The organism is Planomonospora alba, assembly GCF_039534085.1.
Lineage (GTDB): Bacteria > Actinomycetota > Actinomycetes > Streptosporangiales > Streptosporangiaceae > Planomonospora_B > Planomonospora_B alba.
In genome coordinates this window covers 1-19,751 of the sequence record NZ_BAAAUT010000090.1, presented here as the reverse complement: position 1 = coordinate 19,751, position 19,751 = coordinate 1, and the positions used below count along the sequence as shown (strand labels likewise).

General features: G+C 74.1%; 19 protein-coding genes. 11 read left to right on the top strand and 8 right to left on the bottom strand.

Translation table 11 applies throughout. The annotated features are described in order from the left end of the window. Nucleotides 1-927: protein kinase domain-containing protein (locus ABD823_RS32480; protein WP_344866414.1), on the bottom strand; the 927-nt coding region annotated here is incomplete at its 3' end. A 170-nt stretch (nucleotides 928-1,097) separates the two neighbouring features. Between ABD823_RS32480 and ABD823_RS32475 the strand changes: the two genes are divergently transcribed. Then, on the top strand, nucleotides 1,098-2,669 hold the full coding sequence (locus ABD823_RS32475; protein ID WP_344866416.1) for a BCCT family transporter: 1,572 nt from the start codon (nucleotides 1,098-1,100) through the stop codon (nucleotides 2,667-2,669). Nucleotides 2,670-2,751: 82 nt separating this feature from the next. Here the strand turns inward: ABD823_RS32475 and ABD823_RS32470 are convergent, their stop codons facing one another. Next, complete coding sequence (locus ABD823_RS32470; RefSeq protein ID WP_344866412.1) at nucleotides 2,752-3,957, bottom strand: serine hydrolase domain-containing protein; 1,206 nt, start codon at nucleotides 3,955-3,957, stop codon at nucleotides 2,752-2,754. Between the two features lie 324 nt (nucleotides 3,958-4,281). Here ABD823_RS32470 and ABD823_RS32465 point away from each other — a divergent pair, with 324 nt between their 5' ends. From ABD823_RS32465 to ABD823_RS32455, 3 genes are all read left to right on the top strand, one after another. Further along, nucleotides 4,282-5,766 carry an EAL domain-containing protein gene (locus tag ABD823_RS32465; protein ID WP_344866410.1) on the top strand — a complete coding sequence of 495 codons (1,485 nt, stop codon included), beginning with the start codon at nucleotides 4,282-4,284 and terminating at the stop codon, nucleotides 5,764-5,766. A gap of 120 nt (nucleotides 5,767-5,886) precedes the next feature. Beyond that, complete coding sequence (locus tag ABD823_RS32460) at nucleotides 5,887-6,591, top strand: RibD family protein (RefSeq protein ID WP_425566695.1); 705 nt, start codon at nucleotides 5,887-5,889, stop codon at nucleotides 6,589-6,591. Then, entirely contained in the window at nucleotides 6,588-7,073 is a 486-nt protein-coding gene (locus ABD823_RS32455) for a cytidine/deoxycytidylate deaminase family protein (RefSeq protein WP_344866406.1), read from the top strand. Before ABD823_RS32460 ends, ABD823_RS32455 begins: the two co-directional genes overlap by 4 nt. 106 nt (nucleotides 7,074-7,179) lie before the next feature. On the opposite strand, the gene ABD823_RS32450 is transcribed toward ABD823_RS32455, so the two are convergent. Together ABD823_RS32450 and glnII are read right to left on the bottom strand one after the other, a co-directional pair. Then, nucleotides 7,180-7,941 (bottom strand): SDR family NAD(P)-dependent oxidoreductase, encoded by a 762-nt coding sequence (locus ABD823_RS32450; protein WP_344866404.1) that lies wholly within the window; start codon nucleotides 7,939-7,941, stop codon nucleotides 7,180-7,182. 113 nt (nucleotides 7,942-8,054) lie between these two features. After that, on the bottom strand, nucleotides 8,055-9,074 hold the full coding sequence (gene glnII / locus ABD823_RS32445; RefSeq protein ID WP_344866402.1) for a glutamine synthetase: 1,020 nt from the start codon (nucleotides 9,072-9,074) through the stop codon (nucleotides 8,055-8,057). Between the two features lie 275 nt (nucleotides 9,075-9,349). Here glnII and ABD823_RS32440 point away from each other — a divergent pair, with 275 nt between their 5' ends. Next, nucleotides 9,350-10,018, top strand: coding sequence for a ThuA domain-containing protein (locus ABD823_RS32440; RefSeq protein WP_344866400.1), 669 nt, complete (start codon nucleotides 9,350-9,352; stop codon nucleotides 10,016-10,018). A 222-nt stretch (nucleotides 10,019-10,240) separates the two neighbouring features. Here ABD823_RS32440 and ABD823_RS32435 read toward each other — a convergent pair whose 3' ends face one another. Both ABD823_RS32435 and ABD823_RS32430 read right to left on the bottom strand, forming a co-directional pair. Beyond that, nucleotides 10,241-10,888 (bottom strand): MerR family transcriptional regulator, encoded by a 648-nt coding sequence (locus ABD823_RS32435; RefSeq protein ID WP_344866398.1) that lies wholly within the window; start codon nucleotides 10,886-10,888, stop codon nucleotides 10,241-10,243. Nucleotides 10,889-10,914: 26 nt separating this feature from the next. Further along, nucleotides 10,915-11,724: an SAM-dependent methyltransferase gene (locus tag ABD823_RS32430; RefSeq protein WP_344866396.1), complete on the bottom strand. Its 810-nt coding sequence runs from the start codon at nucleotides 11,722-11,724 to the stop codon at nucleotides 10,915-10,917. Nucleotides 11,725-11,974: 250 nt separating this feature from the next. Here ABD823_RS32430 and ABD823_RS32425 point away from each other — a divergent pair, with 250 nt between their 5' ends. Genes ABD823_RS32425 through ABD823_RS32405 form a run of 5 tightly spaced genes read left to right on the top strand, consistent with a single transcriptional unit; the run spans nucleotide 11,975 to nucleotide 16,964 of the window. Continuing rightward, nucleotides 11,975-12,850: a MurR/RpiR family transcriptional regulator gene (locus ABD823_RS32425; RefSeq protein ID WP_344866394.1), complete on the top strand. Its 876-nt coding sequence runs from the start codon at nucleotides 11,975-11,977 to the stop codon at nucleotides 12,848-12,850. Between the two features lie 6 nt (nucleotides 12,851-12,856). Further along, nucleotides 12,857-13,615, top strand: coding sequence for a sugar isomerase domain-containing protein (locus ABD823_RS32420; protein ID WP_344866392.1), 759 nt, complete (start codon nucleotides 12,857-12,859; stop codon nucleotides 13,613-13,615). Between the two features lie 20 nt (nucleotides 13,616-13,635). Continuing rightward, entirely contained in the window at nucleotides 13,636-15,045 is a 1,410-nt protein-coding gene (ngcE, locus tag ABD823_RS32415; RefSeq protein WP_344866390.1) for an N-acetylglucosamine/diacetylchitobiose ABC transporter substrate-binding protein, read from the top strand. 9 nt (nucleotides 15,046-15,054) lie between these two features. Continuing rightward, nucleotides 15,055-16,047 carry a carbohydrate ABC transporter permease gene (locus ABD823_RS32410; protein WP_344866388.1) on the top strand — a complete coding sequence of 331 codons (993 nt, stop codon included), beginning with the start codon at nucleotides 15,055-15,057 and terminating at the stop codon, nucleotides 16,045-16,047. A gap of 11 nt (nucleotides 16,048-16,058) precedes the next feature. After that, nucleotides 16,059-16,964 carry a carbohydrate ABC transporter permease gene (locus ABD823_RS32405; RefSeq protein WP_344866386.1) on the top strand — a complete coding sequence of 302 codons (906 nt, stop codon included), beginning with the start codon at nucleotides 16,059-16,061 and terminating at the stop codon, nucleotides 16,962-16,964. A 68-nt stretch (nucleotides 16,965-17,032) separates the two neighbouring features. Here ABD823_RS32405 and ABD823_RS32400 read toward each other — a convergent pair whose 3' ends face one another. After that, entirely contained in the window at nucleotides 17,033-17,719 is a 687-nt protein-coding gene (locus ABD823_RS32400) for a DNA alkylation repair protein (RefSeq protein ID WP_344866384.1), read from the bottom strand. Nucleotides 17,720-17,844: 125 nt separating this feature from the next. Further along, nucleotides 17,845-18,534 (bottom strand): TetR/AcrR family transcriptional regulator, encoded by a 690-nt coding sequence (locus tag ABD823_RS32395; protein ID WP_344866382.1) that lies wholly within the window; start codon nucleotides 18,532-18,534, stop codon nucleotides 17,845-17,847. Nucleotides 18,535-18,734: 200 nt separating this feature from the next. On the opposite strand from ABD823_RS32395, the gene ABD823_RS32390 reads away from it, so the two are divergent. Next, the coding region (locus ABD823_RS32390) for a glycoside hydrolase family 3 protein (protein ID WP_344866379.1) at nucleotides 18,735-19,751 on the top strand (1,017 nt) is incomplete at its 3' end.

Sequence of the window (19,751 nt, the reverse complement as noted above, 5' to 3'; positions counted from 1 at the left end):
GGCGCCGGTCAGGATCCGGGACCCCGGGAGCGCGCGGAGCGGCCCGCCCGCCCGGCCGGCCGCGCGCCGCGCGGCCGGGGCCTCCGTCCGGGAGGCGCCGCCGGGCACCGGCCCGGCCAGCGGGAAGTCGAGCGCGAACCGGGTCGCCCGCTCGGCCAGGTGCCGCCGCCCGCGCCGCTCCCACTCGGGCCCGTAGACCGCCGACGCGGCCGTCTCCAGCTCGCCGGCGAGCGCCCGGGCCACGGGCGGGCGGTCCGCCGGACCCCCGGCCGGAGCGTGGCGGGCCAGCCGCCGCACCGGCTCCGGCACCACCCCGGCCGGGAGCGGCCCCGCCTGCCGCCGGTGCGCCGCCGTACCGGGCGGGTCCTGGGGGTACGGCCGGCCGGTGAGGCACTCGACGAACACGCGGGCCGCCGCCCGCACGTCGGCGGCCTCCTCCGCCGGGGGCTCCGCGGGCGCACCCGGAGCGGCGGGGGCGGCGACGCCGAAGTCGGTGAGCCCGCCCGTCCCGTCCGCCCGGATGAGGATGTTCTCCGCCCGGCAGTCACCGTGCGGGACGCCCGCCTCATGGGCCCTCGCCAGGCCCAGCAGCACGCCCTTGAGCACCGCCAGCGCGGCCTCGGGGGTGGTGGCGCCGTGGCCGGACAGGACGCGGCGGAGCGCGACGCCGTCGACCAGCTCCATGACGAGCGCGGCCTCCAGCACGTCCTCGTAGTACTCGTACAGCCGGACGATGTGCGGATCGTCGAGTCCGACCAGGACGCGCACCCGCTCGCGGAGCCGGGCCATGGACCGCTCGTCGGCCCGCGACGGGGCGTGCAGGTACTTGATGGCCACGTAGGCGCCGGTCCCGGTGTAGGTGGCCAGCACCACGCGCCCGCCGCTCCCGGTGCCGAGCTCCCGGATCTCGCGGTATCCCGGAACCATGCAGCCCCCCTGTCGCCCCCTGCCGAGCCCTTGCCGAGGCCTCCGCGAGCCCTCCGCCGAGTGCCGTCGCCCTGTTCGACGGTCTCACCCGGGGGAGCGGTTGTCACGGTTCGCCGACTTTGACGCAGGGCAGTATCACCGTCACGTGGAGTAGTCATCCTGGAGGCGTGATGCGCCCGCCGAAACCCGACCTCCCGCTGCTCTCGGTCGCGGTGGGGCTGCTGGCGGCGGTGGTGGTGTGGGGGGCCCTCTTCACCGAGTCCCTCGCCGCGGCCGGCGACGCGGCGCTCGGCTGGGTGCTGGGCAACCTCGGCTGGCTGTTCGTGGTGGCCGCCGACTCCTTCCTGGTCCTGGCCGTCGCGCTCGCGCTCAGCCGGTTCGGCCGGGTCCGCCTCGGCCGGGACGAGGACGTGCCCGAGTTCGGCAACCTCGCCTGGACGGCGATGATGTTCAGCTCCGGGATGGGCATCGGGCTGATGTTCTACGGCGTCGCCGAGCCCATGACGCACCTGCTCAGCCCGCCGCCGGACCTGGGCCTCGTCCGGGGCTCGCCCCAGGCGGCGCGCACCGCGATGGAGTACGCGCTGTTCCACTGGACCCTGCACCCCTGGGCCGTCTACGCGGTCACCGGCATGGCCCTGGCCTACTCCACCTTCCGCAGGGGGCGGGGCAACCGGTTCAGCGCCGCGTTCACCCCGCTGTTCGGCGGCCGGTCGCGGCCCGCCGTGGGGCGGGCGCTGGACCTGCTGGCCGTACTGGCCACGGTCTTCGGCACCGCCACCAGCCTGGGCCTGGGCGCGCTCCAGGTGGAGTACGGCCTCAACACGCTGTTCGGGTTGGAGGGGCGGCGGCTGGAGGTGGCCGTCATCGTCGCGCTGACGGCCGCGTTCGTCCTCTCGGCGGCCTCCGGGGTCCACCGCGGCGTGCGGTTCCTCAGCACCGTCAACGTCTACCTGGCGGTTCTCCTGGCCGGGTTCATCTTCCTCTTCGGCCCGACGGTCGCGGTCCTCGACCTGATCCCCGCCTCGCTCGGCGGCTACCTCGACGACCTGCTCCCGATGGCGTCGCGGACGGGCGCGTTCGTCGACAAGCCGTGGCTCGGCGCCTGGACGATCTTCTACTGGGCGTGGTGGATGTCCTGGGCCCCGTTCGTCGGGGTCTTCATCGCCCGGATCTCCAAGGGCCGGACCATCCGCGAGTTCGTCGTCGGCGTCCTGCTGATCCCGTCCGGCGCGAGCCTGATCTGGTTCTCGGTCAGCGGGGGCAGCGCCGTGTGGCTGCAGACGTCGGGCGCGGCGGACTTCTCCGGCAAGCTGGCGGAGGGACCGGAGGCGGCGCTGTTCGCCCTCCTGGAACGGCTGCCGCTCGGCACGCTCGCCATCGCGGTCGCGGCGTTCCTGGTGGCGCTCTACTTCGTCACCGGCGCGGACTCGGCGTCGCTGGTGCTCGGCTCGCTCACCACCGGGGGCTCGCTCCATCCCCCCCGGCCCCTGGTCGTGATGTGGGGCGTGCTGGTCGGGGCGGTCGCGCTGGTGCTGCTGCTGGCCGGAGGGCTGGAGGCGCTGCAGCAGGCCACCATCCTCGTCGCGCTGCCCTTCGTCGCCGTCATGCTCCTGCTCTGCGCGGCACTGGTGAAGGAACTGCGGGACGACCCGGGCGCGGGACCGGTGCCCCGCCTGCGTCCCCGCGGTCTGCCCGGCGCCCCCCGCCGGGGCGGCGGGGAGGACGGCGCCGCCGGGTGAACCGGGACCGGCGGCGCGGCCCGCCGGGAGCCCCGGCCGGGCACGCGCGGACGGCTCCGGCCGGGCGGCGTGCGGACGGACCTCAGCCGAGCGACGCGTAGACGGCCTCGGCCAGCCGGTAGGCGCGCAGACTGCCGGAGACGGCGTTCGCCATCCTGTTCATCGTGTAGGCCATGGCCAGGCCGTGCTCGGGGTCGCCCAGCCCCAGGGAGCCGCCCATGCCGGTGTGGCCGAAGGCGGTCCGCGCGCCCCGCTCCGGGGTGAGGTAGGTCATCGCCGGCCGCATGTAGCCCAGGCCGAAGGAGCTGTCCACGATCAGCACCCGGTCGGGCCCGGCGACCCGGGGCCGTACGGCGTCGCGCAGCGTCTCCGGGCGCAGGATCCGGCCGGCGACCAGCTCGCGGTAGAAGCCGGCCAGTCCTCGCGCCGTGGCGACGGCCCCCATCGCGGGCCAGCCGGCCCGCAGCACGACCGGGTGGTTGGCGCCGCCGGGCAGCCTGTGCACCGGGGGGTTGCCCAGCGCGCGGTTCATCAGGCTGCCGGGGTCCAGCGCGGCCCGGGTCACCGCGTCGGCCGCGCCGCCTGCGGGGCCCGCGGCGGAGGCGCCGGACCCGACCCGCTCCCCGGCGGACAGGCGGGCCGCCCGCGCCGCCACGTCGTCCGGCGCGCCGACCCAGAGCTCCAGCCCCGCCGGGCCGGCGATCTCGGCGGCGGTGAGCTCGCCCACGGTCCTGCCGGACACCCGGCGGACCACCTCTCCGAGGAGGAACCCGTAGGTCAGCGCGTGGTAGCCGTGCGCGGTGCCCGGCTCCCAGACCGGTTCCTGCCGGGCCAGCCGGGCGGCGATGGCCGCCTGGTCCTCGAACTCCTCCACCGGCACCGGCTCCTCCAGCACCGGCAGCCCGGCCTGGTGGGTGAGCAGGTGCTCGACCGTGATCCGCTCCTTGCCGCGGGCGGCGAACTCCGGCCAGACGTCGGCGACCGGCGCGGCGGGGTCGAGCAGTCCGCGCTCGGCGAGCAGCAGCACGACCGTCGCGGTCACGGCCTTGGTGCACGAGTAGGTCAGCACGGGCGTGCCGGGCTCCCAGGCGCGGCCGGTGCGCCGGTCTGCGGTGCCGCCCCACAGGTCCACGACCGGCTCGCCGCCGAGGTGGACGGCGAACGCCGCGCCGAGCTCCTCGCCGGCGGCGAAGTGCCCGCGGAACACCTCGAGCACCCGGGCGAACCGGGGGTCGCAGTGCCCGCCCACCACCGGGGCGCCGCCTTCCTTCCCGCTCTCCGCCGTCATCGGCCCGCTCCCTCCCACAAGGCGAGCGACCACTTGGTAGGCCGCCCGGTCGGTGAGCCTAACAACAGGAGCGGCGCCGGCCCAGGGCTCTCCGGCGCCCGTCGCCTCCGGCGGGACCGGACCCGTCCGCGGGAGAGCGGCGGCCTCCGTCCCCTCCCGTTTCCGGTCAGGTGGCGGCGGTTGCCGCCGATGAGATGGGCGTCCCTCCGTGAGGTCTCCCTGCGTGGAGGACAGCGCCGCTCCCGCGGGGCGCCACCGGAGGCGGCCGGCGGCGGGAAGCGGACCCCCACTCCTGCCACGTCTGTTCTCCGGAAAGGATCGGACATGTCTGAAGACCGCTCCACCCGTTGGATCCTCTGGGAGCGCGACCCCAAGCCGCCGCAGCAGGAGCCCGCGGCCGGCCGGACGCTCTGGGCGCGCGAGGAGGACTCCTCCGGCGGCGCCTCCCTCGCCACGCTGCCCGTCCCCGCCCCCACCGCCTACCGGCCGGCGGCGGTCCCGGTGTCGGGCCCGGCGCAGGCGCGGTTCGTCCACGACCAGCCGCCGGGTGCCATCCAGCACACCGGACCGATCCACGAGATCATCGACAGACGCCTGGTGGAGGTGGAGTTCCAGCCGATCGTGGACCTGGTCCACGGCCAGGTGGTGGGCTTCGAGGCGCTCAGCCGCGGCCCGCAGGGCTCGCCGCTGCGGTCGCCGGAGCGGCTGTTCGCCGCGGCGCGCGCGGTGGGCCGCGCGGGGGAGCTGGACTGGATCTGCCGCGCCGAGGCGTTCCGGCAGATGCTGGAGCGCGAGATGCCCTCCTCGGTCTCGCTGTTCGTCAACGTCGACGCCGACTCCCTGATCGTGGAGTGCCCCGAGGACCTGCTCCCGACCGTGTGGGAGGCGACCCGGAAGCTGCGGGTCTTCATCGAGATCAACGGCGAGGCGATGAACCGCCACCCCCAGCAGGTGCTGGAGACCGTGCGGCGCGCCCGCGCCGCGCGGTGGGGCGTGTCGCTGGGGGACATCGAGTTCAGCCCGGCCGGGCAGGGGATGCTGCCGGTGCTCGAGCCCGACGTGGTCAAGATCGACCACCGCATGCTCACCTACGGCCGGGCGTACGCGGGCCAGGCCCTGACCGCGGTGCTGTCGGAGGCCAAGAGCAGCGGGGCGACGCTGCTGGTGGAGAACGTCGAGAACCAGCCGGGCGCCCTGATGGGCCGGAGCCTGGGCGGCAACTACCAGCGCGGCTTCCTGCACGGCTACCCGGGCGCGCTGCCGGCCACCCTGCCGCCGCCCAAGGCGCCCATCCGGCTGCGCGACATCCCGGAGAGCCCGGGGCTCTCCCTGTGGGACCTGGTCGTCCGCTCGGGCGCGCACGTGTCCGGCGGACTCGGCTGGGACGAGATCAACAGCCTCACCCCCAACCTGGCCGCTCCCATCGTCCAGGCCCCGGTCGCCCCGGTCGTCGCCTTCCTGCTGCCCGAGCACGGATGGACCACCGAGATGGCGGTCATCTACCGCATCCTGCTGGCCCGCTGCCCGCTGGTGCTGGTGCTGGGCTCCGACGTGGCGAAGTACGGCAACTGGCGGGTCCGCGGCGCCGACCTGCCGGCCGGTCACCCGCTGCTCGAGCAGAGCTTCCTGGTGGCGCTCTCGCAGACCTCCGCCCTCACCATCATGGCCCGCCGGCAGGGTTCCGCCCAGGATCTGTGGGAGGTGGCCATCAGCGAGAGCCCCGAGCTGGCCCGGCAGCTCCTGCGCCACAGCACAGAGCTCCTCGACGGACTCGAAGGAGGCGTGCGCCACAGCGCGCAGGCGGCGTGAGGCCGTACCCGGCGGGCCCGGACCGCCCGCCGGTGGCGTAGCATCGCGGCCGACGGCAGGCCGACGGCAGGCCGCGGCGGTCGGGTGAGGGGAGGCGCGGTGAGCGGAGCGGGCGGACCGGTGGAGCGGCCCTACGTGCTGCTCAGCTGCGCGATGTCCGTCGACGGGTACATCGACGACAGCACCCCCGAACGGCTCCTGCTCTCCGGGGACGAGGACTTCGACCGGGTGGACGAGGTCCGGGCGGGCTGCGACGCGATCCTGGTCGGCGCGGGCACCGTCCGCCGCGACGACCCCCGCCTGCTGGTCCGGTCGCCGCAGCGGCGGCGGGCCCGGGTGGCGCGCGGCCTGCCGGCCTGCCCGGCCAAGGTGACGCTGACCGCGACGGGGGACCTCGACCCGGCCGGCCGGTTCTTCACCGCCGGGGACGCGGAGAAGATCGTCTACGCCGCGTCGGGAGCGGTGGAGAAGCTCGCCGCCCGGCTCGGGACGGCCGCCGAGGTGATCGACGCGGGCGACCCCGTGGACCTCCGCCGCGTCCTGCGCGACCTGGCCGGGCGCGGGATCGGCCGGCTGATGGTGGAGGGCGGCGGCGCGGTGCACACCCGGTTCCTCAGGGAGGACCTGGCCGACGAGCTCCAGCTCGCCGTCGCGCCGTTCCTCGTCGGCGATCCCGCCGCGCCGCGCTTCGTGCGCGGCGGCCCCTTCCCGCAGGGTCCCGGGCGCCGGATGGAGCTGGCGGAGGCCCGCCCGCTCGGCGACGTCGTCCTGCTGAGATATCTGATCCGGCCGGACGGGGCGCCCCGCCCGGGAGGCGGACGATGAGCTCCGCGGGGGCGGGCGGTCACGGGACGCGGGTGACGGACGACGACCGCGAGCGGCTCCGGCTCGCCTGCGGGCTGGCCCTGCTCTGCCCGCCGTCGGAGACCGCCTTCTCCGTGGGCGCCGTCGTGGTGGCCGCCGACGGCACGGAGCTGGCGCGCGGCCACTCCCGGGAGGGCGGCGACCCCCACGTGCACGCCGAGGAGGCCGCGCTCGCCAAGATCTCCCCGGACGACCCCCGGCTGCCCGGCGCCACGATCTACAGCAGTCTGGAGCCGTGCAGCGCGCGCCGGTCGCGCCCCCGGACCTGCACCCGGCTGATCATCGACAGCGGGATCCGCCGGGTCGTGCTGGCCTGGCGGGAGCCGGTGCTCTTCGTCGACTGCCACGGGGCCGAGGAGCTCGCGGCGGCGGGCGTCACCGTGCTGGAGGCGCCCGAGCTGGCCGGGCGGGCCCGCGAGCCCAACGCCCACCTGCTCCGGTAGGCGCACGCCGCGGACGGGCCCCGTCCGGCTCACCGGGGCGCCGGTTCGCGGGAGTCTCCGGCGCGGCCCCGCCGCCCTGCGGACGGCCGCCGGGGCGCCGGGCGGATCAGGCGATGACCCTGCTCTCGCCGCCGTCCACCAGGATCGAGGCTCCGGTGACGAAGGAGGCCCGCTCGCTGGCCAGGAACGCCACCACGTCACCGACCTCCTCGGGGCGGCCGAGCCGGCCCACGGGCATGCGCTCCCCCCGCTCGTCCAGTTCCTGCGGCGTGGGCGTCGTCTCTCTGAGCCGGTCGGTGAGGACCGGCCCGGGCATCACGTTGTTGACCAGCACGCCGTCCCGGCCGACCTCGCGGGCGAGCGTGCGGACGATCCCGGCGACCGCCGAGCGGGTGGCGTTGGACAGCGCCAGCCCGTCGATGGCCTCGCGCGCGGACCGGCTGGTGATCGTGACGATCCGCCCCCAGCCGCGGGAGCACATGTCCGGCAGCACGGCCCGCATGAGCCGGACGGTGCCGAGCAGGTTGCGCTGGACGGCCACCTCCCAGGCGTCCATGCCGACGCTGCGGAAGCCGCCCCGCGGCGGCCCGCCCGCGTTCGCGACCAGGATGTCCACCGGGCCGAGCACCTCACGCGTCTCGGCGACGACCCGCTCGGCGGCGACCGGGTCCTCCACGTCCCCCAGCACCGCGTGCACCGTCCCGCCGAACTCCTGCAGCTCCACCACGGCGTCGGCGAGCCGCTCCGGGGAGCGGGCGCTCACGCAGACCGCGCACCCCTCCCTGGCGAGGCTCTTGGCCGAGGCGAGGCCGAGTCCGGCGCTGCCGCCCGTGACGAGGGCGACCTTCCCGTTGATTCCGAGATCCACGGCACGACGCTACAGCAGGCCGACGGGCGCGGGCGGTAACCGCGGGACGCGGAGGCCGCGGGCGCCCCCGGCAGGGCGCCCGCGGCCCTTCGTCCCCCGGTCCGTCCGCGGGATCAGACCTGGCCGGCCTTCTCCAGCGCGGAGCAGCAGGTGTCCACGATGAGGCGGGTCACCACGTACGGGTCGACGTTGGCGTTCGGGCGGCGGTCCTCGATGTAGCCCTTCCTGTCCACCTCGACCTGCCACGGGATGCGGACCGAGGCGCCGCGGTCGGAGACGCCGTAGCTGTACTTGTCCCACGGCGCGGTCTCGTGGTGGCCGGTGAGGCGGTCCTCGATGCCGTGGCCGTAGTTCTTGACGTGCTCCAGGGGCTTGTCGCCCTCGCCCAGGGCCTCGCAGGCGGTGATGATCGGCTCGTAGCCCTCGCGCATCGCCCTGGTGGAGAAGTTGGTGTGCGCACCGGCGCCGTTCCAGTCGCCCTTCACCGGCTTGGCGTCGAGCGTGGCGGCCACGTCGAACTCCTCGGCGGTGCGGTAGAGCAGCCAGCGGGCGACCCACATGTGGTCGGCGACCTCCACCGGGCCCGCCGGGCCGATCTGGAACTCCCACTGACCGGGCATGACCTCGGCGTTGATGCCGGAGATCTTCAGGCCGGCGGCCAGGCAGCGGTCGAGGTGCAGCTCGACGATGTCGCGGCCGAAGACCTCGTCGGCGCCGACACCGCAGTAGTAGCCGCCCTGCGGGGCGGGGAAGCCGCCCAGCGGGAAGCCGAGCGGGCGGCCCTCCTTGAAGAAGGTGTACTCCTGCTCGATGCCGAACCACGAGTCCTGGTCGGCGTACCGCTCGGCCACCTCGGTGAGCAGGGCGCGGGTGTTGCTGGCGTGCGGGGTCATGTCCGGGTGCAGGACCTCGCAGAGCACCAGGACGCTGTCGCCGCCGCGGATCGGGTCGGGGCAGGTGAAGACCGGCTTGAGCACCAGGTCGGAGGAGTGGCCCCCGGCCTGGTTGGTGCTGGACCCGTCGAAGCCCCAGAGCGGGATGTCGGCGCCGTCCGCGAGGATCCGGGTCTTGGAGCGGAGCTTGGCGGTCGGCTCGGTGCCGTCGATCCAGATGTATTCAGCCTTGAAGGTCATCGGCGGAGTCCTTGTGGAGTATGCGGTTCGCTGCTCCCAAAGAGTCGCAAGACGCGATTTCCCACCTGTTGCCCGCATGTGAACGGAGTGTTACTTGAGCGCGTTCGGGCAGGCGAGGGCGGGTGGGAATCCTCACGGAGCCGCGGAGCCGTTGTGAGCTGCGGTTCCGCGGCGCGTTCCGCGCCTCCGCCGGAGGGGCGGCGGACCGGGGGACCGCCGCCGCGCGGACCGGCGGACGGATGGCGCCGCGCCGCCTTCCGTGGTGAAGTGGAGCCGTGGCGCGCAATCTGATCCTCTCCGGCGGTCCGTTCCACGACTTCCCCGCGACCTCCGCGGCCCTGGCGGAGACCCTCGCCGACGTCGGGGTGGAGTCCGACGTCACCGACGACGTCACCGGCGGACTGGCCGACGCCTCCGAGTACCGGCTGATCACCGTCAACGCCCTGCGCTGCCGGATGCTCGCCGACCACCTCGCGCCGCACCGCGCCCGGTGGGGCTTCGAGCTGCCCGCCGCGGCCCGTACGGCGCTGCTGGACCACCTGGAGCGCGGCGGCGGCCTGCTCTGCATGCACGCGGCCTCGATCTGCTTCGACGACTGGCAGGGGTGGCCGCGCATCCTGGGCGGGCGCTGGCAGTGGCCGAAGTCGCACCACCCCCCGCTGGGCTGGACCACCGTCCGGGTGCACGGCGGGCACCCCGTCGTCGACGGCCTGCGGGACTTCGACCTGGTGGACGAGGTCTACAGCGACCTGGCGGTCCTGCCCGACGTCGTGCCGCTGGCCTCCTCGATGGGCCAGCCGCTCGTGTGGGCCCGCCCGGTACGGCGGGGCCGCGTCGTCTACGACGCGCTGGGCCACGACACCCGCTCCTACGACAACCCCGTCCACCGCACCCTGCTGCGCCGGGCCGCCCAGTGGCTGCTGAGGCAGCCGCTGAGCGAGTGAGCCCGGCGGGAGCCGCCGCTCGGCTCTGCGCGTCCTCCTCCGGCCAGGTGAGCCCGTACGGCCCGCCGGAGAGACGGACGGCCGGCAGGACGGGGTCCGCGCCGCAGCGGGCGTGCCCGGTGATCACCGAGAGGCCGGGGACCGGAGGGTGCTCCTCGTACGACCGGTCGGTGAGCACGATGACCGCGTCGGCGTGGCCGATCGGCCCGGCCGGTGGGAAGCCTACCGATCGGTCGCCGGCGTCCCGAAGACACGGGCGGAGGCGGACTCCTGGGCCATACGGCGCATGACGTCGAGGATGCGGCCGTGCACGACGGTGCCCACGACCAGCGCCTCCACCGCCTCCTCGCGGCTGCCGCCCCGGGGGAGGGTACGGATCTCGTGCTCGCCGACGAGCCGCTCGGCCGCCTCGGCGTAGGGCCGCAGGGCCTGCACGGTGGCGGGCAGGCCGAACCGGTGGAGGGTGAGCACGGCCTGGGCGAGCTCGTCACGGGCCGGGGAGCGGGCGTCGACCTGCCAGCCGAGACCGGCGACCAGCCCGTCGGCCTCCTGCCGGGCGCGCCGCCACTCCTCGTCGTCGGGGCCGGGCTCGATCCGGGGGGCCAGGGCGTAGTGGGCGGTGCCGAGCACGCGGTGCATGCTCATGCCCTCGTCGTCCACCGCGGCGAGGACCTCGCGGATGGCCGCGATGCTCAGGTGGCCGACCTCCAGCAGCGCGCGGATCAGGCGGAGCCGCCGCAGGTGGCGCTCGCCGTACTCGGCGCGGGTGGCCGAAGTCTGCTCCCCTGCGGGGAGCAGGCCCTCCCGCAGGTAGTACTTGATCGTCGGGATGGGGACGCCCGAGGCGGTGCTGAGCTGCGAGATCCTCATCCGTAGATAGTACGGCTAGCCAATCGCTACGGCACCCGCGCCACCACGCCGAGGATGCCCGGGCGGGAGAAGTCGGGCACGGCGTCCTCCTCGAACTCCGGGCGCCACGCCTCGACGGGGACGATCCCGGGGCCGAGCACCTCCAGACCGTCGACGTAGGCGGCCAGGTGGCCGGGGGTCCGCGTGGTGATCGACCCGGCGGAGGTGGCGCGGTACACGCCCGTCGCCCGGGCGGTGTCCTCCGCGGGGGTGTCCCCGGCGTGGATGTGGGAGAGCACCAGGTGGCTGCCGGGGGCGAGCGCCTTGCGCACCGTCGCGACGACGGCCTCCGCCGCGGCGTCCTCCGGGATGAAGTGCAGCATCGCCAGCAGGAGCACGGCCACCGGCTCGCCGAAGTCGATCCTCGCGCGGATCTCGGGGTGGGCGAGGAGCTCCTCCGGCTCGCGCATGTCCGCCTGGACCACGCTCGTGTGCGGGTTGTCCGCCAGGATGGCCCGGCCGTGCGCCATGACGATCGGGTCGTTGTCCACGTAGACGGTCCGGGCGTCGGGGGCGATCCGGTGCGCCACCTGGTGGACGTTCTCCTGGGTGGGCAGGCCGGAGCCGATGTCCAGGAACTGGCGCACCCCCCGCCCGGCGATCTCGGTCACCGCCCGGCGGAGGAAGGCGCGGTTGGCGCGGGCGGTCTCCCGGACGCCGGGGATGATCTGCATGAGCCTGTCCCCGGCCTCGCGGTCGGAGGCGAAGTTGTCCTTGCCGCCCAGGAAGTAGTCGTACATCCGGGCCACGCTCGGCACCGTCGGGTCGATCCCCGCAGGCGCGCGCTCCTCGGTCATCCCGCTCCCTCTGTCAGGCCGGTCGTCGTCGTCGACGATGCTAGGCGATGGAGGCCGACTTGTGATCTTTACCGGGATTCCTCCCCGCGGACCGGTCCCTTCCAGCCGGCGGAGGACGTGCGGGACGGGCCGGACGCCGGTCGGGGGGACGGGTTCCGGGGGCGAGGGGCCGCGCAAAGGGAGCACCGGCCCCTTGACGCCGGATCGCGCTAAGAATAATTTTCATCCAACCGTCGTGCGGGTGAAAGGAATGTCTGTGGCCGCAGGCGCGCTCGGACGCATCCGGACCGAGACCCCCGCACTGCCCGAGGCGCTCCGCCGGGTGGGCGAGGCGATCCTGGCCGACCCCGCCGGGGCCGCCCGGTCCACGATCATCGCGCTCGCCGAGCTCAGCGGGAGCTCGCCCGCGACCGTCACCCGCTTCTGCCGGGTCTTCGGCTTCGGCGGCTACGCGCAGCTGAGGGTCGCGCTGGCCACCGAGACCGGCCGCGCCGCCCAGGCCCACTGGGACGCCGGGGTCGGCCACGAGATCGGCCCCACCGACCCCCTCGACGCGGCGATCGGCGTGATGGCCGCGGCCGACTCCCGGCTCATCCAGGACACCGCCGCCCAGCTCGACCCCGCGAAGGTCGCCGAGGTCGCCGACGCGATCGTCGCGGCCCGGCGCGTGCTGATCTTCGGGGTCTCCACCAGCGGCGCGGTGGCCGGCATGATGGGCGGCCGGCTCCGCCGGATCCGGGTGCCCTGCTGGAGCCACGCCGACGCGCACGAGGCGCTGGCCGACGCGGCGCTGCTCGCCGAGGGCGACGTGGCGATCGGCATCTCGCACCAGGGCCGGACCCGCGAGGTGCTGGAGTCCCTCGCCGAGGCCGGAGACCGGGGCGCGCTGACCGTCGCGGTCACCTCCTTCGCCCGCTCCCCGCTGGCCGAGCTGGCGTCCCTGGTGCTGACCACCGCCAGCCGGGAGACCACCTTCCGGCTGGGCGGCCTGGCCGCCGTGCACTCCCAGCTCTTCGTGCTCGACGCCGTCTACGTCGCGGTCGCGCAGCGCACCTACGAGCGGACCAACGAGGCGTTCGGGCGGACGATCCGGGCTCTGGAGAGCCACCGCGTGGAGAGGAGCTGACCGCAGATGGGCATCGGCGCCGCCGACTACGTCCACGAGATCCGGGCCCTGCTCGAGGAGGTCTGGCGGACCCAGGCCGAGGCGGTAGGGGAAGCCGCCGCCCTGGTGACCGCCTCGCTGCGGGCCGGCGGGGTGCTCCAGGCGTTCGGCTCCGGCCACTCCGAGGCCGTCGCCATGGAGCTCGCCGGCCGGGCCGGCGGCCTGGTGCCCAGCAACCGGCTCAGCCTGCGCGACGTCGTCCTGTACGGCGGGGACCCGGTGAGCGTGCTGACCGGCGCCCCGGGGGAGCTGGAGCGCGACCCCTCCGTCGCCCGGCGGATCTACGACCTGGCCCCCGTCCGGCCGCAGGACGTCTTCGTGCTGGTCTCCAGCTCCGGCGTGAACGGGGCGGTGGTGGAGCTGGCCTCCGTCGTCAAGGAGCACGGCCACGACCTGATCGCCATCACCTCCGTGCGGCACGGCACCGAGATGGCCTCCCGCCACCCCTCCGGCCGCAAGCTCCTCGACCACGCCGACGTGGTGCTCGACAACGGCGCCCCGTACGGCGACGCCGTCCTGCCCCTGGCCGGCGGGGGAGCGTTCGGCGCGGTCTCCACGATCACCTCGGCGCTGCTGGCCCAGACGGTCGTGGCCGAGGTGGTGCGTACCCTTACCGAGGCCGGACAGGAGCCGCCGGTCTACCGCTCCGCCAACGTGGTCGGCGGGGACGAGCACAACAGGACCCTTGAGAGCCGCTACGCCGGACGGATCCGGCGAGGAGCCTGACCCCCCACCCAGGAGGAACCGTGTCCCATCCATCCAGGCGTGAGCTCCTGCGCAGCGCGGTCCTAGCCGGGATCGCCCTCCCCGTGCTGTCGGCCTGCGCCACCCCCGGCGGCGGCGACGGCGGCGCCTCGGCGGCGCCCGCGCCCGGGGCCACCAGCGCAGCCAACCCGCTGGGCCTCGCCGAGGACAGGCCCCTGGAGATCTGGATCTTCGACGGCGGCTTCGGCGACGCCTACGCCCGCGAGATCCACCAGCCCCTGCTCAAGAGCAGATACCCGAAACTGGAGATCAAGCACAACACGACCAAGGAGGTCGCCAAGACGCTCCAGCCGCGCTTCGCCGGGGGGAACCCGCCGGAGTTCATCAACAACTCCGGGGCCAACGCGATGGACTTCGGCGCCCTGGTCCAGGACGGCCAGCTCGCCGACCTCACCCCGCTGTACGACGCGCCCAGCTGGGACGACCCGAACGTGAAGGTGCGCGACACGATCGACCCCGCCGCGATCGAGCTGGGCGTCTACGACGGCACGCCGTACGTGCTGAACTACGCCAACACCGTCTGGGGCATCTGGTACTCCGCCAAGCTGTTCGAGGAGAACGGCTGGCAGCCGCCGAAGACCTGGCAGGAGTTCCTCGCGCTCTGCGAGACCATCAAGAAGTCGGGCAAGACGGCGCCGTTCACCTACGCCGGCAAGCACCCCTTCTACATCTACGAGGCCATCCTCACCCTCGCCGCCAAGATCGGCGGCAAGGAGGTGCTGCGGAACATCGACAACCTCGAGGACGGCGCCTGGAAGGCCGAGCCGGTCAGGCAGGCGGCGGAGGCCTTCGCCGAGATCGGCGCCAAGTACCTCCTGCAGGGCACCGCGGGCCTGGACCACGTCCAGACGCAGACCGCGCACAACAACGGGCAGGTCGCCATGCTGCCCTGCGGCTCCTGGCTGGAGAACGAGCAGAAGGACACCACCCCGGCCGACTTCGGCTACGCGCTCTTCCCGCTGCCGGACTTCACCTCCTCCGACGCCATGCCGTACGGCACGCTGCACGTCCAGCCGGGCGAGGAGTACGTCGTCTCCGCCAAGTCGGCCAACCCCCGGGCGGGCCTGGAGTACATGCGGGCGATGCTGTCGAAGAAGGCCGCGGGCGAGTTCATGGAGAAGGTCTCCACGCTCACCGTGGTCAAGGGCGCCGGCGAGGGGCGTACCCTCTCACCGGGCCTGAAGAGCGCCTCCGACGCCCTGGCGGCGGCGGGCGACAACGCCGTGTGGTTCCTGTTCCGCAAGTGGTACGCCGAGCTGCACGACGAGGTGGCCGCGGCCTCGGGCCAGCTGATGAACGGCAAACTGACCGCGGAGGCGTGGGCGGAGCGGGCCCAGAAGAAGGCCGACTCGATCAAGAACGACTCGTCGGTCAAGAAGTTCAAGAGGTAGGACCGGCGGGTGAGCCTGAAGCAGGACGAGCGGCCGCGGGCCGCCGCGGGCGACCGGGGGAGCGGCGGCTCCCGGATCGCGTGGAGCACGCGGGCGCGTGCGAGACTCGGCCGGCCGCTGTTCATCGCCGGGTTCCTCGCGCTCCCGGTGACGCTCTACGCGGTCTACGTGATCTCCCCCTACGCCCAGGCGTTCCACATCGCGCTGACCGACTGGCGCGGGGTCAACGCCAACCCGCGCTTCGTCGGGCTGGAGAACTTCCGGCGGCTGCTGGACGACGGCAACTTCTTCAAGGCGGTCGGCCACAACCTCGTCCTGCTGGTGCTGCTGCCGCTGCTGACCATCGCCATCGCGCTCCTGTTCGCCTTCCTGCTGAACGCGGGAGGGCGGGCGGGGACGCGGGGCGTGTGGGGGTCGAGGTTCTACCGCGTGGTGTTCTTCTTCCCCCAGGTGCTCGCCGTCGCGGTGGTCGCCGTCCTGTTCCAGCAGGTCTTTCGGCCCGACCGCAGCGGCATGCTCAACGCGCCGCTGATCGCGCTGGGCCTGGAGCCGATCGGCTTCCTGTCCGACACCGACGTGGCGCTCTGGTCGGTCCTGGCCGTGCTGGTCTGGCAGGCGGTCGGCTTCTACGTGGTGCTCTTCTCCGCGGGCATCGCCTCCATCCCCCGCGAGCTGTTCGAGGCCGCGGCCATCGACGGGGCCGGGGGCGTCCAGCTCTTCTGGCGGATCACGCTGCCGCTGCTGCGGGACACGCTCCAGGTCGCCTGGGTCTACCTCGGCATCGCCGCGCTGGACGTCTTCGCCGTCGTGTGGGTGATGACGGCCGAGCACGGCGGCCCGGACTACTCCACGACCGTGATGGCGGCGGAGATCTACCGCAACGCGTTCCAGTACTCCAAGTTCGGCTACGCCTCCGCGATGGGCGTGGTGCTGTTCTTCTTCGCGGTCGGCTTCGCCGCGCTGTCCCTGCGCCTGTCGCGGCGCGAACGGCTCGAGTTCTGAGAGGGTGGCCAATGACGGTCTCGGCGGCCTCGCGCGCGGAGGTCAGGCGGGAGCGCGCCCGGCGCCTCGGCCCCCTCTCGGCGCTGACGCACGTCACGCTGCTGGTCTGGACGGTCCTGGTGGTCGTCCCGCTCCTGTGGACGTTCCTGGCGTCGTTCAAGAGCGAGCAGGAGATCTTCGGCGACGCCTGGTCCCTGCCGGCCACCCTCCGCCTCGACAACTGGGCCCGCGCCTGGGAGCAGGCGCACATCGGCCGCTACATGCTCAACAGCGTCGTCGTGGTGGCCTTCAGCACGTTCGGCACCATGCTGCTCGGGTCGATGGCCGCCTACGTGCTCGCGCGCTACCGGTTCCGCGGCAACCGGGCGATCTACCTGCTGTTCGTCTCCGGCCTGGCCTTCCCCGTCTACCTGGCGCTGACCCCGCTGTTCTTCGTGGTGCGGAACACGGGCTCGATCCCGCTGATCGGCCCGTTCATCGGCCTGAACACCCACGGCGGGCTGATCCTGGTCTACATCGCCTACTCGCTGCCGTTCACCGTGTTCTTCCTGGCGGCGTTCTTCCGGACCCTGCCGGAGGCGGTGGCGGAGGCGGCCTTCGTGGACGGGGCCTCGCACACCCGGGTCTTCTTCCAGATCATGCTCCCGATGGCCCGGCCCGGCATCGTCAGCGTGACGATCTTCAACGTCCTCGGCCAGTGGAACCAGTACCAGCTCCCGCTGGTCCTGCTCACCTCCGTCAAGGAGAAGTGGGTGCTCACCCAGGGCATCGGCGAGATCTCCACGGCGGCCGGCTACAACGCCGACTGGTCGGCCCTGTTCGCCGCGCTGAGCATGGCCATCCTGCCGATGCTGGTGGTCTACACGCTCTTCCAGAGCCAGATCCAGAAGGGCCTGACGGCCGGGGCGCTGAAGTAGGGGCGGCGGCCCTGGGAGCGGCGGTCCGCGTGCCGGTCCGGGCGCGCCGGGCGGTGCCGTACGGCGGGTCAGCCGGCCGGGAGGTTCTTCAGCGCCTCGCGGCGGCTCAGCCCGGTGATGCCCGTGTGGTCGACGTAGCGCAGGACCTCGCGCGGGTCGGTCTTGGCGTACTCGCGCAGCGCCCAGCCGATCGCCTTGCGGGCGAAGAAGTCGGTGTCCGACAGGCTCGGCTCGATGCAGGCGTACAGCAGGCCGGTGTCGGTGGCGGCCCGGAACTTGTTCTGGCAGATGATCGAGGTGCGGCGCTTCCAGAGGTCGTCGCTGTGCGCCCATTCGAGCATCAGGGGCCGCATGGTGTCGGGGAACTCCCGCAGCAGCGGGCCGATCCGCTGGACGGCGACCTCGTCGACGAAGTCCCACCAGGCCCCGGTGACGATCATCTCCTCGTAGATCGGGAGCGTGTAGAGCGTCCGGCCCCAGCGCAACGGGTACGCGGTGAGGGCGATGGCCGCGTAGCGCTCCTCGCGGTACTCCGCCTCGCGCCACAGGGCCAGCACCGCCCTGCGCCACTCGGGCGCCGCCTCGAACGGGTGCTCGGCGAAGACCTTGCGCAGCACCGCGCGGCGGGGCGCCGCCTGGACGCCGAGGAACGGCATGGCCGACTTCATGTAGGACCGCATGGCCGGGGCCCTGGCGGGGTCGGCGGCCTCGGCGAGCGCCAGCCTCACGGCCTTCTGCAGTGCCTCAGCGCTCACTCCCGCTCCTCGTCCGCCGCTCAGCCCGCCGCTTCCCGGGACCGCCCGCGGCCCCGGGGTCGCCCACCGCTCCCCGCGCCCGGCGGCCGGTCCGCACCGCCGTACCGTACCGGCCGCGCCGGGCGCTACGCCCGCTGGGTCGTCCGCTCCCCGGTGGCCAGGCCGTCGAAGAGGACGGCGACGTAGTGCTCGGCGAGGGCGGCGGTGTCGAGGCGGCCGCCCGGCCGGAACCAGCGGACGGTGACCCAGATGGTGTCGCGGATCATGCGGTAGGTGAGCTTGGGGTCCACGTCGGGGCGGAACTGGCCGACGGCCTGGCCGCGCTTGATCTGCTCGACCCACATGCGCTCGACCTCGTCCTCGGCCTTGACCAGGTAGTCGAAGCGGCCGCCGGGCAGGGAGCGCAGGTAGTTCCAGTCGTTCTGCATGACGGTGATCGCCGCGCGGTGGGGCTCCAGCGTGCCGAAGCCGATCCGCACCATCTCCGACAGGATCGTGCGGGGCTCGCCTCCCTGCTCCAGCACGGCGCGGTAGCGGCCGACGATGTCGTGCAGGAAGGTGCTGAGCACCTCGTCGACGATCGTCTCCTTGGAGTCGAAGTGGTGGTAGAGGCTTCCGGACAGGATGCCGGCCTCCTCCGCGATCTCGCGGACGGTGGTCGCCTGGAAGCCCTTGCGGGCGAAGAGCTCGGCGGCGAGCTTGACGAGGTGGTCGCGGCGTTCCGAGGCGGAGCCGGATGAGGCCGCCCGCTTCGTCGCACCCCGGCGCCTGACCGGGGTGGTGGTCGCGCCTCCGGAGTCCTTTCGCGTGTTCACGCCTTCATTATGAACCCTTGCGCAATCGCTTGTTCACGCAATCGCGGGGCCCGCCCGCCTCCGGGCGCCCGCCGCCGCCGGTGGAAAATCAGTGAACCTTCTTACTAGATTTGTCCCGAGGCGCCGCCGGCGCCCCGGGCGTGCCGGCCGCGCGGGCGCGGCGCGGGACCGTCCGGCGCGCGGGCGGACGAGGAGGACGCATGAGGCGGGACCCCGAGCTGCTCCGCCTGGCCGACGCCGTCGTCCTGCCGGGCTTCGAGGGAACGGACCCGCCCGGCTGGCTCCGCCGGAGGCTGTCGGAGGGGTTGTCCGGGGTGGTGCTCTTCTCCCGCAACATCGCCTCCCCCTCCGGGCTCGCCGAGCTCACCGCGGCGCTCCGCGCGGAGAACCCGGACGTGCTCGTCGGCGTCGACGAGGAGTCCGGCGAGGTCACCCGGCTGGAGGCCGCGGGCGGGAGCACCCGGCCGGGCAACTACGCGCTCGGCGTCGTGGACGACGTGGAGCTCACCGAGCGGATCGCCCGGGAGCTCGGTGGCGAGCTGGCCCGCGCGGGCGTCAACCTCGACTTCGCACCCTCGGCCGACGTCAACTCCAACCCCGGCAACCCGGTCATCGGGCTGCGCTCCTTCGGAGCCCGCCCCGGGCTGGTCGCCCGGCACACCGCGGCCTGGATCCGGGGCCTGCAGTCGGCCGGCGTCTCGGCCTGCGCCAAGCACTTCCCCGGCCACGGCGACACCTCGGCCGACTCCCACCACGAGGTCCCCCTCGTCACCGCCACCGCCGAGGAGCTCAGGGAGACGGCGCTGCGGCCCTTCCGCGCCGCCGTCGCGGCGGGCGTGCATGCGATCATGACCGGCCACCTGGTCGTGCCCGCGCTCGATCCCGAGGTGCCCGCCACGCTCAGCGGCCGGGTGCTGCGCGGCCTGCTCCGGGGCGAGCTGGGCTTCCGGGGGCTCGTCGTCACCGACGCCGTCGAGATGCGGGCGGTCTCCGCCCGGTACGGGATCGGCGGCGCCGCGGCGCTGGCGGTGGCCGCGGCCGCCGACGCGGTCTGCGTGGGCGGGGAGCACGCCGACGAGCGGACCGCGACCGGCGTCCGCGACGCGGTCGCGGACGCGGTGGCCGAAGGGCGGCTGCCCGAGGAGCGGCTGGCCGAGGCGGCCGGCCGGGTGCGCGACCTCGCCCGCCGGGCCGCCCCGCGCGCCGCGGCCGGTGAC